This window comes from Metabacillus sp. RB-C-LZQ-3-1 (assembly GCF_058315175.1).
On the sequence record NZ_JBZFLI010000004.1, the window covers coordinates 90,107 to 103,145 of the forward strand.

Genomic DNA, 13,039 nt, shown 5'->3' on the forward strand with positions numbered 1-13,039 from the left:
AGCTTTCATAAAGACATCGTTTATATGGGAAAAGGGCACTTTGTTGCCCTTGCTTTTTTACATAATTTGTTGGGCGATATTGGGATAATAAGTTTTATTATTTTTTACTTAAGTAGTTAGTGATTAGCTAATACATAGCAAAAAGAAAAAGTAAAGCATGAAATGACTCAGTACGACGGGGAAGTCTACTAGAAGGAGTGGAACAAACATGGCACAAGAAAAAGTTTTTCCAATGACTAAAGAAGGTAAAGAAAAGCTCGAGCAAGAGCTTGAATATTTGAAAACGGTTAAACGTAAAGAGGTAGTAGAAAGAATTAAAATTGCGCGCAGCTTCGGGGATTTATCTGAGAACTCTGAATACGATTCAGCTAAAGAAGAACAAGCATTTGTTGAAGGCCGTATAACAACATTAGAAAATATGATCCGTAATGCAAAAATTATTGAAGGTGAAGCTGATACAAGCTTAGTATCATTAGGTCGTACAGTTACATTTACTGAACTACCAGATGGTGATGAAGAAACGTATACAATTGTAGGTAGTGCAGAGGCGGATCCTTTTGAGGGTAAGATCTCTAATGATTCTCCAATAGCTAAAAGCTTACTTGGTAAAAAGGTTGGCGATGAAGTAACCGTTCAAACACCAGGTGGAGAAATGCTAGTGAAAATTGTGAAAATTAGCTAATAAAGGTTTATATAAGAAACACCTCGTCAAAAATGATGATGAGGTGTTTCTTTTTTTATTCCCTATTTTAAGGAATGATAAGTGAATGATAGCGCCTCACGGGAGGTTATGATGTTATCAAAAAAGAGACTTACTTTTATGGGTATTTTTTACTTAGTGGTTTTAACACTTATTTTATATCGGCTAGCTGATATTCAATTAATACATACAGAGTCCTTTTCAAAAAAAGGTATTAATCTTGTACAAGAAAGTGTTAATCAAAGAACACAAGAAGTCATGATTGATGATGGAAGAGGTCGTTTTGTTGACCGTCATGGAGAGTCATTACAAAAGCAAGCAGAACCATCCTTGGTTTTATTTCCGTTTCTAAAGGAGGTCTCATGGCCTTCAGAGGACCTTTCGCAGATTGTTGGGATTCCGAGTGAGACATTACAGGAATTAGTCAGCAACACGAAAGAGCCCATCGTGCTTTCAAGTAAAGATGGGATAGCCTTAACGAAACCTGAGCTTGAAAAAATTAATGACTTAGAAATTCCAGGTGTGTTCGGTATTTATCAACAAACAAAGCTGGATGAGACAATAGGGGATCATGTTATCGGAATTATTGGAGAAAATGCAGAGGCATTAAGAAAGAAATATCCAGATCGCACAGATTTGTCTTACAAAACCAAAATAGGTGTAACTGGACTTGAGAAAGCCTTTGATGAGTTTTTGTTACCAGACGCGGAAACAAAGCTTCTATATCATGTAGATGGTGACGGGCATCCTTTATTTGGTATCAATGTAAAATATATTGCAGATTCTAATCCGTTTTATCCGGTAACAGTGGAAACGACAATTGACAAGGAAATGCAAGCAATGATCGAAAAGGTATTAGATCAGCAAAAAGTCGAGAAAGGTGGAGCTGTATTACTTGATATCGAAAGCAATGAAGTATTAGCTATGGCCAGTAAACCAAGCTTAAATCGAGCGGATTCAAGTACTTTAACAAATCAAATGCTTCAGCCTCTTTTCCCCGGGTCTATTTTTAAAACTGTCATTTCTGCTGCGGCAATTGAATATGGTTTAGATGATCCAACAAGACAATTTAATTGCAACCTTAATTTACATGGTGAAGCAGATGGTGGACAAGAAGATGGACAGCTTACGTTTGAAAGGAGCTTTGCAAAAAGCTGTAACTATACATTTACAACATTAGCAAAGGAATTAATGGACCAAGATAAAGATGTTATAGAGGATACCTCTAATAAGCTAGGTTTAATTGACCCGGTTGGCTGGACTGGAGAAGTATTTCATTATGAGAATTTCAAGCAAATTCCTGATGAAAAATCTGGTAATATTTGGGGTGATAGTAAAGATAAAAATGTCCCAAGAGCTATAGATCAAACAGCTATTGGTCAAAAGGATGTAAAGGTTACCCCGCTTTCTGTAGCAAATATGATGGCAACCATTGCGAGGGGCGGACAAAAACAGCAAGTGAAGATCGTAGAAAATATATTATATAAAAATGGAACCAATATGTATTCATTTACGTCTAATTCATTGGAAGGGGAAAAAATAACTCCTACGACAGCTGCAAAGCTGCAAAAACTGCTAAGGCTAGTTGTGACAGATCCTGAGGGAACAGGAAGAAGGTTTCAAACATCACCGATTGAGGTATCAGGTAAATCAGGAACTGCTCAAACAGGTCAATCAAATGACAATGGTCAAACGTTATATAATAAATGGTTTGCCGGTTATTTTCCATCTGAAAAACCAAAATATGCTTTAGTTGTTGTTGAGATGGATACAACGAGTTCTGGGGCGGGTACGAATGCTGCTTTCTATGATATTGTAAACGAAATGTCTAAAATTGACGAACGAAAAAACTAGTTTAGGAGTAGTAATCTTTTCATTTAGGATTTATGATACGACTAGATAGAAAATAGCTAAAATGCTAGAATGTAGACTGAAGGTATAAGGGAAAAAGGAGTGTAGGGCATTGAGTCATAATCAATTTAGCACCTCTCGATACGAAAAAAGAGATAAAAAAAGAAAAACAAATATTGTTTTAAACACACTAATTGGTATTGTTTTAGTCCTGATATTTGTGATAGGGTCACAGCTTATACTAGGTGCAAACCAATCTGAAAAAACCGCTAAATACAATGAGCAGCCTGATATAAAACTTGCAAGTGAAAAAGAAAATACCGAAGAAGAAGATCCAAAGAAAACTGAAGAAACTGAAGAATCAACAGTAGACGATCCTGAAGAAGCAGAAGAACAAAAAGAAAATGGTTCCGAGGATACAGAGAGTAAAGAGGAAGATAAAACAGAGGATTCTTTTGAACAAGCAAAAATAACCGAGGGTGAACCTGGCTCAGGTATTGCAGAAACAATTGAAAATCCTGCATGGGAGCCAATTGGAACCTCTCAATCTGAGCCTCATTCAGCGAATTATACAAAGGGTTCACAAGATTGGAATGAAATGACAAAAGCACTTAGTTATGCAACTGGCATTCCAGAATCTGAAATGATTATCTGGTTCCTTGGAAACAATGGCAGTCCAAATGATGCTGCTGGTACCATCTCACCTAAGGATCAATCAGCTAAATATAAAGTTTATATTACTTGGGTTGAAAATCAAGGCTGGAAACCAACCAAAATTGAAAAATTAGATTAACTTAAAAAAGGAGCTTTTTACGTTTTATTCGTAAAAAGCTCCTTTTAGGTTTAATAAAGTATTACAGGTTTGCTTTAAAGTGAACGACAGCACTATACAATCTTTTGCCTTCTTCTGTTACAAACATCTGATGTGAAACAGAATGTACATGTAACAAAATAGCTTGGTTATGAACGATTTGATCATTAATTTTTTTTTCTAAATCCTTAATAGACGTTGCTTCAAAAAATTCAACTTTATCCTTTAATAAGTCCAATTGAAAATCCATGTTGTACACCTCTTATGCAAATTTTTCTTGATTAAATAGTACCAAATGATGAAAGGAAAAAACAGAAACAACAGCAACAGAAATAACTAAGTTAATTAACCTTGCGTTGAACAAATGAAATAGGTAAACTTCTATGTGGAGATACAAGACATCTAACATGAAAATTAGATCGATACATATGGAAGGAATGAATCTAATGAAAATTGCTATTATCGGGGCCATGGAAGAAGAGGTAACCATTTTAAGAGATAAGTTGGAAAATCGTGAGCAGCAAATGATTGCTGGAAGTGAATTTACTGCTGGTGTATATAACGGAGTGGACATTATCCTCCTAAAGTCTGGTATTGGAAAGGTTAATGCAGCTCTTAGTACAACATTATTATTAGACCGATATAAACCTGACTACGTGATTAACACTGGTTCAGCCGGAGGTTTCCACTCATCATTGAATGTAGGAGATGTTGTCATCTCCACTGAAGTACGTCATAATGATGTGGATGTAACTGCGTTTGGTTATGAATACGGACAAGTCCCAGGATTACCGGCAGCCTATAAACCAGATCCAAAACTGGTGGAGATTGCAGTTAAGAAAGCAGAGGAAATTACAGATATTCAAGTTGCTAAAGGCTTAATCGTGACAGGTGACTCGTTTTTAAATGACCCTGATAAAGTGGAATTTATACGAAGTAAATTTCAAAACCTTTATGCAGGTGAAATGGAAGCAGCTGCAATTGCACAAGTTTGTCATCAATTTGAAGTGCCTTTTGTGATCATCAGAGCATTATCTGATATAGCTGGGAAAGAGTCAAATATTTCCTTTGATCAGTTTTTAGATCAAGCGGCGAAGCATTCAGCTGATTTGGTTTTAAAAATAGTAGAAGCAATATAAAGTGAAACTTTCATCCCCCATTTACCTTCTCTGTAAACTCAGGAGCTTGAGGTAGGTTAACAGTGGGATAAATACCAAGATGACTTAAATTGTTGGATTAAACTCAACATTTAAGTCATTTTTGTATCGTGTTTAAATAAAGGAAATGATAAAATTCTAAAACTGTGGTTAAGTGCTTCGACATCCAGCTCCAGTGCCTAGCCCGTCGAGGTCATAAGCCACAAATGAATAGAAGGCAAAGAACGTCTTCTATTCGTTTGAGTCTTATTTGCCCGAGGCTGACCTAGGCGCTTGCGCTTTTCTAATATTAAAATTATCCCACTAATGGTTGAATTTACTGGGTTAATAGACTGCTAGACTGTGTTATTGTGTATGTATAACACGTTTAGTAGGTGATTTAATGAATAAAAAAGCATTACAAGAGCTTGCTACAGATTTTAAGAATTATGCATTTGTACTTTTAGCAGCAAGTGTTTTCTTATATATAGGTGTTGTACTGCCAGATGAGGAAAAACATTTTATTTATGATTTTGTTTTAATGATTACCACAATTCTTTTTTTAGCTGGAGCGTTCGTAAGCTTTAAAATGTCTTTGAAATATAATAAACAATTGGATGAAACAGAAAATAAATAACGTTACTTTCAAACCAATCTCAATCTTTCTTTTGAGATTGGTTTTTTGTGTAAATGAAAATATAATACCTGAATTATCAGAAAATATAAACTTTTAAAAACGTATTTACAGAATTGGAAATTGTGGATATAATTACCAATATAACAATAATTAATGAAATGGAGGTCGAAGAACATGAACAAACGAACAAATTCACATAACAACAACTTAATCTTTCTTTTCGACCAAAATGGTGTATATTAATTATTTACTTAACATGAATCGTTTTTTTTAGATAAGTAAACACGCCACAGGTTGATTTGAATCCTTGTGGCGTTTTTTATTTGTTATTAAACGCTGCAGGTTGCCCTGTGGCGTGTTTTTATTTTATTCGTCATTAAGAGATCACGTCACTATGTGAAATCCGGAAAACCTTTAAGGATTTGGCAACCTGTCATCATTTCAAGGTGTTAAACAACTTAAAGGAGGTGATATACATGACAATTAACTTATTTTTTATTACACTGACTCTTTCTGTTTCAAAAAGAAAGCAATCAAAAAATGACATTCAACGAGAGCAAGAAATCCAAAGAAGAATGGAAGAAGTTAAAACAAAGCAATTTGAGAATTTTCATAACATGTAATTAAAGCTTAAATAAAAATACTGGAGGCGATGAATATGATGAAAATTGAATTATTATTACATTTAGTTGTTGAGAAGGATACTGCCTAGCTAAGTTTAAAAGAATAAGAAAGGGGCGCAACTCTATCTGCGCCCCTTTCTTACTTTATCAGAATTTATATGTTTTGTTCTTAGTATAGTGTCCAGCGCCTAGCCTTAGATCGCACAGTACGTGCAAGTGCAGTTACTGCGACAAGACGTCGTGTAAGTAACTGCCTTAGGGTCTAGCTAAGTTAGAATTAAAGGTAAAGAACGCCTTCTGTTCTAAATTAGCTTATTTGCCCGAGGCTGATCAAGGCACTTGCGCTTTTCCTAAACCATCATTTTTCCTTTAAGCGATTTCTCTTTTCTTTTTCAGCACGATAAAATTCATGAAACATTTTCATTAATGCACGTTTTTCAATTCTAGATACATAGCTTCTCGAGATGCCCAGTTCTTTTGCAATTTCACGCTGTGTTTTCTCTTTCTTCAAATCAAGTCCAAACCTTCCAACGATGACTTCTCGTTCTCTGCCATCCAATATGTCGATATATTCCTTAACTTTTTCTAATTCCATATTTAATTGAATTGTGTCAATGACATCTTCGTTTTCAGATTTTAAGACATCGATTAAACTTATTTCATTTCCTTCTTTATCTTGACCAATCGGGTCATGTAGGGATACATCTTTTTTAGTCTTTTTTAAAGCTCGTAAATGCATGAGGATTTCATTTTCGATACATCTAGCTGCATAAGTTGCAAGCTTTGTTCCCTTCCCTTGTGAGTAGCTTTCAATCGCTTTTATTAACCCTATGGTTCCAATAGATATCAAGTCTTCTGAGTCTTCCCCGGTATTTTCAAATTTTTTTACAATATGAGCTACGAGTCGCAAGTTATGTTCAATCAACATGTTTCTCGCGTACTCATCACCTTCAGACATTTGTTGAAGATACTTCTTTTCGTCTGTTGCAGACAAAGGCTGTGGAAAGGCATTGTTTTTTACATAAGATACTAAAAACACTAATTCTTTTACAAAGAAACCTAGTGCTGTTATGAGCCCTGTCATACCCCCACCTCCACTTAAAACGTAATATAGGCAAGTGCCTATAAGTCATATGTATGATGAAGGGAGCTTGTTTGTGTCTGTACATATGAAAGAATTCCTTAGATTCTTTTTTGTTTTTATGTACATGTCACTATGTGAATTTTTTGGACGATGTTAGGTTAACAGCCTACGCGTTTACTAGGTTTCGTACATAGTTATATTGAAGAATGACTAAAAATAGGGAGGAAAAGTCGATGTATGGTTATTCACCATATGGGCCAGCGCCATATCCGTATACACCTGCAGCGAGCGGTTATGGTTATTGGTTTGCGTTTATTGTAGTATTATTAATTTTGTTGCTTGTCATTGGCGGAGGGTATTATTATTACAATCATGTTAGATGATAAATCAATCAAAATGAAAAACCTTCAGTATTCTCTGAAGGTTTTTCATTTTGGTCACATTTCCCCATCATAATTTTCTTCCGAATAAGGGAAATAAAGATAGAGGTGCTTCTAAACAAATGGTATAATAACATTCACTAATTATATGTTACGGCAAAGTATTTGAGAGAGTAGCGTAAAATCAGAATGGACAAAGTATATACGTGGATGATTAAAAAAAGCCGTCTGGCGACAGAGTAAAGCTTTAGGAAGAAGCTTTTAACACATGCCCCAAAGAACGGCGCTTAATTTCAATCATAATTAATTCTATAAAATCATCGTTTAGTTTCATATCGATCGCTTTGAAATAAGATTCGATTAATAATTCGTCAGAAAGTTTACGCATAAAGAATGGCCAAGTATTTGGCTCTACACCTCCTAACATTTGTTATGGTCTTATACAATATAAGACATGTAAAAATGTTATATTTTGTTATTAATTTTAATCTAACATGAATCAAAAGTAAGAACAACCGTTCTGTTATCCACAATTAACGGTGGATAAATTGTGGGTATAATGTTTATAAGGTGTGAAAAATGAGGTATTGCAAGGTGGATATTGTGTATAATATTATCCACAGCTGTTGAAGGTGGTCGGAATTTGTCGAAAAGTTTTTGTGATTTTTTGTGGTAAATTTTCATATACTTTAATTTTGTTTTGAAAGAATGATTTAAATTCGATATGATGTAAGATGGCAAAAAAATGATAATGAGGTGTTAAAAACTCATGCTACAGTTATTTTTACCTGGTGAATATGTGAAAAGTATTTATCATATATCTCCGCAGAAATTGAAGGAAAGTGGAATAAAAGGAATTATTACTGATTTAGATAATACTCTAGTTGAATGGGATCGACCAGAAGCTACCCCCCAATTAATTGAGTGGTTTAAAGAAGTAAAAGACCTTGATATGAAGATTACAATTGTTTCAAATAATAATGAAAATCGTGTAAAAGCATTTTCAGAACCTCATAATATCCCTTTTATCTATAAGGCTAGAAAGCCTATGGGAAAGGCATTCTTAAAAGCGGTTAAAGATATGAACTTAAAAAAAGAAGAAGTTGTTGTGATAGGTGACCAGCTCTTAACAGATGTATTAGGCGGAAATCGTAATGGATTCCAGACTATTTTGGTTGTTCCAGTTGCATCAACAGATGGATTCTTTACTAGAATTAATCGCAGAATAGAACGTATGATCATGGCTAATTTGAAGCGTAAAGGTATGATTCAATGGGAGGAATAAGACGTGTCTGAACAGCAATTTTCATGTATAGGGTGTGGTGTTTTAATCCAAACACAAGATCCTGGCAAGCTTGGGTATGCTCCAGAAAGTGCATTAGAAAAAGAGGATATTATTTGTCAAAGATGCTTCCGGTTAAAAAATTATAATGAGATTCAGGATGTTTCACTAACAGATGATGATTTTTTAAAGATTTTACATGGAATTGGCGAAACAAAAGGATTAATTGTAAAAATTGTTGATATTTTTGATTTCAGTGGTAGCTGGTTACAAGGAATTCAACGTTTTGTAAAAGGAAATCCAATTTTGTTAGTTGGAAATAAGAGTGATATCTTACCAAAGTCAGTGAAAAAGCAAAAGTTGATTAACTGGATGAAAAGAGAAGCGAAAGAATTAGGGTTAAAACCGGTTGATGTATGTTTAGTAAGCTCTGCAAAAGGTCATGGCATTAAAGAGGTAGCTGAATTAATCGATGAATATCGGAATGGACAGGATGTTTATGTTGTAGGCTGTACAAATGTTGGGAAATCAACCTTCATTAATCGAATGATTAAGGAAGTTGCAGGAGTAAATGATGTGATTACTACGTCACATTATCCAGGTACAACATTAGACCTAATTGAAATACCGCTAGACAATGGAGCATCTTTATACGACACACCTGGTATTATCAATCACCATCAAATGGCACACTTTGTGGATAAGCGTGACTTGAAGCTACTAAGTCCTAAAAAGGAAATTAAGCCGAAAGTATTTCAATTAAATGAAAACCAAACATTATATTTCGGAGGACTTGCTAGATTAGATTATGTATCTGGTGGAAAAGAAGCTCTTGTTTGCTATATTCCGAATGAGTTGAACATTCATCGAACTAAGTTAGAGAATGCTGATTCATTATATGAAAAACATGTTGGTGAGCTTTTAACACCTCCGAGAAAAGAAGACGTAGCGACATTCCCGGAATTGATTTCTCATGAATTAACGATTCATGAAGGAAAAACAGATGTTGTCTTTTCAGGATTAGGATGGGTGACGGTGAATAATCCAGGAAAAAAAATTGTTGCTTTTGCTCCAAAAGGAGTAAATGTCACATTGAGAAAATCGCTAATATAATTGGGGAGAGTTGAGTATGGGGAACTTATATGGATTGATCGGATGTCCTGTTGAGCATTCAATGTCACCCGCTATTCATAATGATGCGTTTAAAGAGAAAAATATTGACGGATATTACCATGCTTTTCATGTTGAGCCAGAACGTTTAAAGGAATCTGTTGAAGCGTTAAAGCTATTAGGGGTTAAAGGATTTAATGTTACGATTCCACATAAAGTTTCTATTATTCCATATTTAGATGAATTGCATGAAACAGCTAAGATAGCAGGTGCAGTTAACACAGTAGTAAATGTGAATGGTCGATTAATTGGACATAATACAGATGGGAATGGTTATGTTGAATCTTTAAAAGAAATGATCAATAAATCAGTTTCAGATCATAAAATACTAATTATTGGTGCAGGTGGTGCAGCTCGTGGGATTTACCTTGCTCTTACTCACCAAGGTTGCAAGGAAATAGATATTTGTAATCGAACAGTTACAAAAGCGGAGGAGCTCATTCATGAATGCCCTTTTCCGAATAATAGCAAGGCTTTGACGATCCAAGAAGCAGAGGATCATATTGGTGGATATGACATTATGATCCAAACAACTGCAGTTGGTCTTCATCCATATACAGATCAAAAGCCATTATCACTAAGAAATGCTAATAAGTCAGCAATTGTAAGTGATATCATTTATAACCCAATTCATACAGCTTTGCTAAAAGAGGCTGAGGAGTTAGGTTTAACTGTTCATACAGGTGTGGGTATGTTTGTGCATCAAGCAGCACTTGCTTTTGAACTATGGACAAAACAAGCTCCATCAATTGAAAAAATGACTAAAATTGTTTATGACAAACTAGGAGGAACATCATGTTAACTGGGAAACAAAAACGTTTTTTACGTTCTGAAGCTCATCACCTAAATCCAATCTTTCAAGTTGGTAAGGGTGGAGTGAATGAAAATATGATAAAACAATTATCAGATGCACTTGAGGCACGAGAACTCTTTAAAGTATCTGTGCTTCAAAATTGTGAGGATGATAAGAATACCGTAGCTGAAGAGATCATCAATGGGACAGGTGCTGAGCTTGTTCAAATTATTGGAAACACGATTGTGTTATATAAAGAATCAAAAGAAAATAAACAAATTCGTCTGCCGAATTAACAAGTTAGGGGGAATAAGGAATGACAAAAAAAATAGGTATTTTAGGTGGTACATTTGATCCGCCTCATCTGGGTCACCTATTAATTGCAAGTGAAGTTCAGCATGCACTGCAATTATCAGAAATATGGTTTATTCCTAATCAAATTCCTCCTCATAAAATAGACGATCATTTTACTGAAAGTGAACATCGGCTTAATATGCTAAGGATTGCTGTAAAAGATCACGCAGACTTTTCAGTAAATACAATTGAATTAGAGCGAGAAGGTCCATCCTATACATATGATACATTAAGGTTATTACGTGAAGAATTTCCTGAACATACGTTTTATTTTATCATTGGAGCAGATATGATCGAGTATTTGCCAAATTGGCATAAAATCGATGAAGTTATTAAATTGGTTACCTTTGTTGGAGTAAAAAGAAGCGGATATCAAACAAAAACAATTTATCCAGTGGTTGAAGTTGAAATACCTCAATTTGAGGTGTCATCGACAATGTTAAGAGAACGTTTAAGAACAAGCGGAAATACTGACTTTCTTCTTCCAGTTGATGTAAAAAGATATATAGAGGAGAATCACTTATATGGAACGTGAGACAGCCTTAAAGATTGTAGCTGAACAACTAACTGAGCACCGCTATGTACATACACTAGGTGTGATGGAGACAGCTATTCATCTTGCTCAATTATATGGGGAAGATGTGAAGAAAGCGGAACTCGCAGCCATCTTTCATGATTACGCAAAATTCAGACCCAAAAAAGAAATGAAAAAAATTATTGAAGAACAAGAAATGCCGCGAAAATTATTAGAGCATAATAGTGAATTATGGCATGCACCTGTAGGGGCTTATTTGGTTAAAAAAGAAGTCGGAATTAAGGATAAAGACATATTACGAGCGATTAAATATCATACTTCCGGAAGACCTGATATGACCTTGCTTGAAAAAATCATTTATGTGGCAGACTATATAGAACCGGGAAGACATTTTCCAGGGGTTGAAGAAGTGAGAGAACTTGCAAAAACTAATTTAGATCAAGCTCTTTTAAAGTCTCTTCAAAACACGATCATGTTTTTACTGAAAAAAAATCAAGCCATCTATCCAGACACATTAAAAACATATAATTCTTTAGTATTAAAAGGAGGAAAAACAAGTTAATGACAGGTAGAGATATTTTGACAATTGTAGCAAGAGCAGCAGATAGTAAACGTGCAGAGGATCTAATTGCACTTAATATGAATGGGATTTCGTTAATTGCCGATTATTTTCTTATTTGCCATGGTAATTCAGACAAACAGGTACAAGCCATTGCAAGAGAAATGAAAGAACAGGCTGAAGAAAAAGGGATATCTGTTAAAAGGCTTGAAGGCTTTGATGAGGCGCGCTGGATTTTAATTGATCTAGGTGATGTGGTTGCGCATGTATTTCATAAAGATGAAAGAAACTATTACAATTTAGAGCGTTTGTGGGGAGATGCCCCAATAGAAGATCTTGTTAGTGAGCTTGAGCAATGATATATCAAGGCTTCGCCTATATTTATGATCAATTAATGAAAGATGCTCCCTATGAACAATGGGTGAATCTTATTGAAGAATCGATTTCACTCTATCATCAGGGGGCAACAACGATATTAGATGTAGGCTGTGGAACAGGAGAGATTGCTGTTCTATTAGCGGATAAACATTTGACAGTTACAGGTGTTGATATTAGCGAAGACATGTTAACTGTTGCACAAGCTAAAGCGGAAAGTAACAAACGAAACATTTTGTTTCTGCAGCAGGATATGCGTAACCTAACAGGGTTTCCTGAGCCCTTTGATGTAATCACAATTTGTTGTGATTCCTTAAATTATTTAGAGACGAAACAAGATGTGCAAGCTACGTTTCGTGCTGTGCATCAACAGCTTAAGAACCAGGGCCTATTTATTTTTGATGTCCACTCCTTACATAAAATTCATCATGTATTTGCAAATTCTACATTTGCCGATCAGGATGAGGATGTTAGCTTTATATGGAATTCTTTTTTAGGTGAAGAATCAAATAGTATTGAACATGATATGACATTTTTTGTGAAAAAAGATAAGTATTATGAACGATATGATGAGGTTCACTATCAAAGAACTTTCTCCGTTGACGAATATTCAACATGGCTAAAAGAAGCTTCATTTGAGATTTTAGCTACTTGCGGTGATTTTAATATTAATGAAGAGCCAAACGAAACGACTGAAAGAGTGTTTTTTATATGCAGGAAAAGGTGAACTCAAATAAAGTTCACCTTTT

18 protein-coding genes are annotated in these 13,039 nt (G+C 34.9%); 15 read left to right on the forward strand and 3 right to left on the reverse strand.

Annotated features, from left to right (window positions below; translation table 11 throughout):
• The first annotated feature begins 208 nt into the window (after positions 1–208).
• From greA to AC4GZ8_RS07900, 3 genes are all read left to right on the forward strand, one after another.
• The gene (gene greA, locus AC4GZ8_RS07890) at positions 209–682 is read left to right on the forward strand and encodes a transcription elongation factor GreA (protein ID WP_491081293.1); all 474 of its coding nucleotides are present in this window, start codon (positions 209–211) and stop codon (positions 680–682) included.
• A gap of 111 nt (positions 683–793) precedes the next feature.
• The gene (locus tag AC4GZ8_RS07895; protein ID WP_491081294.1) at positions 794–2,554 is read left to right on the forward strand and encodes a peptidoglycan D,D-transpeptidase FtsI family protein; all 1,761 of its coding nucleotides are present in this window, start codon (positions 794–796) and stop codon (positions 2,552–2,554) included.
• A 109-nt stretch (positions 2,555–2,663) separates the two neighbouring features.
• Complete coding sequence (locus tag AC4GZ8_RS07900) at positions 2,664–3,344, forward strand: YrrS family protein (RefSeq protein WP_491081296.1); 681 nt, start codon at positions 2,664–2,666, stop codon at positions 3,342–3,344.
• A 61-nt stretch (positions 3,345–3,405) separates the two neighbouring features.
• Here the strand turns inward: AC4GZ8_RS07900 and AC4GZ8_RS07905 are convergent, their stop codons facing one another.
• Positions 3,406–3,612 (reverse strand): DUF2536 family protein, encoded by a 207-nt coding sequence (locus tag AC4GZ8_RS07905; RefSeq protein ID WP_491081298.1) that lies wholly within the window; start codon positions 3,610–3,612, stop codon positions 3,406–3,408.
• Between the two features lie 196 nt (positions 3,613–3,808).
• Here AC4GZ8_RS07905 and mtnN point away from each other — a divergent pair, with 196 nt between their 5' ends.
• The 3 genes from mtnN to AC4GZ8_RS07920 all read left to right on the forward strand — a co-directional run bounded on the left by mtnN (position 3,809) and on the right by AC4GZ8_RS07920 (position 5,758).
• Complete coding sequence (gene mtnN / locus AC4GZ8_RS07910) at positions 3,809–4,501, forward strand: 5'-methylthioadenosine/S-adenosylhomocysteine nucleosidase (RefSeq protein ID WP_491081300.1); 693 nt, start codon at positions 3,809–3,811, stop codon at positions 4,499–4,501.
• A 400-nt stretch (positions 4,502–4,901) separates the two neighbouring features.
• Positions 4,902–5,135 carry a YrhC family protein gene (locus tag AC4GZ8_RS07915; protein WP_491081301.1) on the forward strand — a complete coding sequence of 78 codons (234 nt, stop codon included), beginning with the start codon at positions 4,902–4,904 and terminating at the stop codon, positions 5,133–5,135.
• A 476-nt stretch (positions 5,136–5,611) separates the two neighbouring features.
• Entirely contained in the window at positions 5,612–5,758 is a 147-nt protein-coding gene (locus tag AC4GZ8_RS07920; RefSeq protein ID WP_491081302.1) for a YrzI family small protein, read from the forward strand.
• A gap of 358 nt (positions 5,759–6,116) precedes the next feature.
• On the opposite strand, the gene sigK is transcribed toward AC4GZ8_RS07920, so the two are convergent.
• The gene (gene sigK, locus AC4GZ8_RS07925; protein ID WP_491081303.1) at positions 6,117–6,842 is read right to left on the reverse strand and encodes an RNA polymerase sporulation sigma factor SigK; all 726 of its coding nucleotides are present in this window, start codon (positions 6,840–6,842) and stop codon (positions 6,117–6,119) included.
• A 233-nt stretch (positions 6,843–7,075) separates the two neighbouring features.
• Between sigK and AC4GZ8_RS07930 the strand changes: the two genes are divergently transcribed.
• Entirely contained in the window at positions 7,076–7,225 is a 150-nt protein-coding gene (locus AC4GZ8_RS07930) for a hypothetical protein (RefSeq protein ID WP_491081304.1), read from the forward strand.
• Positions 7,226–7,469: 244 nt separating this feature from the next.
• Here AC4GZ8_RS07930 and AC4GZ8_RS07935 read toward each other — a convergent pair whose 3' ends face one another.
• Positions 7,470–7,610 (reverse strand): sporulation histidine kinase inhibitor Sda, encoded by a 141-nt coding sequence (locus AC4GZ8_RS07935; protein WP_491081575.1) that lies wholly within the window; start codon positions 7,608–7,610, stop codon positions 7,470–7,472.
• Positions 7,611–7,991: 381 nt separating this feature from the next.
• Between AC4GZ8_RS07935 and AC4GZ8_RS07940 the strand changes: the two genes are divergently transcribed.
• The 8 genes from AC4GZ8_RS07940 to AC4GZ8_RS07975 are packed head-to-tail and all read left to right on the forward strand — an operon-like array spanning position 7,992 to position 13,017.
• Entirely contained in the window at positions 7,992–8,507 is a 516-nt protein-coding gene (locus tag AC4GZ8_RS07940) for a YqeG family HAD IIIA-type phosphatase (protein ID WP_491081305.1), read from the forward strand.
• Positions 8,508–8,510: 3 nt separating this feature from the next.
• Entirely contained in the window at positions 8,511–9,617 is a 1,107-nt protein-coding gene (yqeH, locus tag AC4GZ8_RS07945) for a ribosome biogenesis GTPase YqeH (RefSeq protein ID WP_491081307.1), read from the forward strand.
• A 16-nt stretch (positions 9,618–9,633) separates the two neighbouring features.
• Positions 9,634–10,476 carry a shikimate dehydrogenase gene (aroE, locus tag AC4GZ8_RS07950; RefSeq protein WP_491081308.1) on the forward strand — a complete coding sequence of 281 codons (843 nt, stop codon included), beginning with the start codon at positions 9,634–9,636 and terminating at the stop codon, positions 10,474–10,476.
• Positions 10,470–10,763: a ribosome assembly RNA-binding protein YhbY gene (gene yhbY, locus AC4GZ8_RS07955; protein ID WP_491081309.1), complete on the forward strand. Its 294-nt coding sequence runs from the start codon at positions 10,470–10,472 to the stop codon at positions 10,761–10,763. Before aroE ends, yhbY begins: the two co-directional genes overlap by 7 nt.
• 20 nt (positions 10,764–10,783) lie before the next feature.
• Positions 10,784–11,356: a nicotinate-nucleotide adenylyltransferase gene (locus AC4GZ8_RS07960; protein ID WP_491081310.1), complete on the forward strand. Its 573-nt coding sequence runs from the start codon at positions 10,784–10,786 to the stop codon at positions 11,354–11,356.
• A complete protein-coding gene (gene yqeK / locus AC4GZ8_RS07965; RefSeq protein ID WP_491081311.1) occupies positions 11,346–11,918 on the forward strand; it encodes a bis(5'-nucleosyl)-tetraphosphatase (symmetrical) YqeK in 573 nt (190 codons plus the stop codon). Before AC4GZ8_RS07960 ends, yqeK begins: the two co-directional genes overlap by 11 nt.
• Positions 11,918–12,274 carry a ribosome silencing factor gene (rsfS, locus tag AC4GZ8_RS07970; RefSeq protein ID WP_491081312.1) on the forward strand — a complete coding sequence of 119 codons (357 nt, stop codon included), beginning with the start codon at positions 11,918–11,920 and terminating at the stop codon, positions 12,272–12,274. Before yqeK ends, rsfS begins: the two co-directional genes overlap by 1 nt.
• Positions 12,271–13,017 carry a class I SAM-dependent DNA methyltransferase gene (locus tag AC4GZ8_RS07975; protein ID WP_491081314.1) on the forward strand — a complete coding sequence of 249 codons (747 nt, stop codon included), beginning with the start codon at positions 12,271–12,273 and terminating at the stop codon, positions 13,015–13,017. Before rsfS ends, AC4GZ8_RS07975 begins: the two co-directional genes overlap by 4 nt.
• Positions 13,018–13,039: the final 22 nt, after the last annotated feature.

Excerpts from the sequence above, each read along its gene's own strand:
- rsfS (WP_491081312.1), top strand. The coding sequence starts at position 11,918 with ATGACAGGTAGAGATATTTTGACAATTGTAGCAAGAGCAGCAGATAGT.
- AC4GZ8_RS07920 (WP_491081302.1), top strand. The coding sequence starts at position 5,612 with ATGACAATTAACTTATTTTTTATTACACTGACTCTTTCTGTTTCAAAA.
- greA (WP_491081293.1), top strand. The coding sequence starts at position 209 with ATGGCACAAGAAAAAGTTTTTCCAATGACTAAAGAAGGTAAAGAAAAG.
- AC4GZ8_RS07930 (WP_491081304.1), top strand. The coding sequence starts at position 7,076 with ATGTATGGTTATTCACCATATGGGCCAGCGCCATATCCGTATACACCT.
- AC4GZ8_RS07935 (WP_491081575.1), bottom strand. The coding sequence starts at position 7,610 with ATGCGTAAACTTTCTGACGAATTATTAATCGAATCTTATTTCAAAGCG.
- yhbY (WP_491081309.1), top strand. The coding sequence starts at position 10,470 with ATGTTAACTGGGAAACAAAAACGTTTTTTACGTTCTGAAGCTCATCAC.
- aroE (WP_491081308.1), top strand. The coding sequence starts at position 9,634 with ATGGGGAACTTATATGGATTGATCGGATGTCCTGTTGAGCATTCAATG.
- AC4GZ8_RS07905 (WP_491081298.1), bottom strand. The coding sequence starts at position 3,612 with ATGGATTTTCAATTGGACTTATTAAAGGATAAAGTTGAATTTTTTGAA.
- yqeK (WP_491081311.1), top strand. The coding sequence starts at position 11,346 with ATGGAACGTGAGACAGCCTTAAAGATTGTAGCTGAACAACTAACTGAG.
- AC4GZ8_RS07975 (WP_491081314.1), top strand. The coding sequence starts at position 12,271 with ATGATATATCAAGGCTTCGCCTATATTTATGATCAATTAATGAAAGAT.
- sigK (WP_491081303.1), bottom strand. The coding sequence starts at position 6,842 with ATGACAGGGCTCATAACAGCACTAGGTTTCTTTGTAAAAGAATTAGTG.
- AC4GZ8_RS07895 (WP_491081294.1), top strand. The coding sequence starts at position 794 with ATGTTATCAAAAAAGAGACTTACTTTTATGGGTATTTTTTACTTAGTG.
- AC4GZ8_RS07940 (WP_491081305.1), top strand. The coding sequence starts at position 7,992 with ATGCTACAGTTATTTTTACCTGGTGAATATGTGAAAAGTATTTATCAT.
- AC4GZ8_RS07915 (WP_491081301.1), top strand. The coding sequence starts at position 4,902 with ATGAATAAAAAAGCATTACAAGAGCTTGCTACAGATTTTAAGAATTAT.
- mtnN (WP_491081300.1), top strand. The coding sequence starts at position 3,809 with ATGAAAATTGCTATTATCGGGGCCATGGAAGAAGAGGTAACCATTTTA.
- AC4GZ8_RS07960 (WP_491081310.1), top strand. The coding sequence starts at position 10,784 with ATGACAAAAAAAATAGGTATTTTAGGTGGTACATTTGATCCGCCTCAT.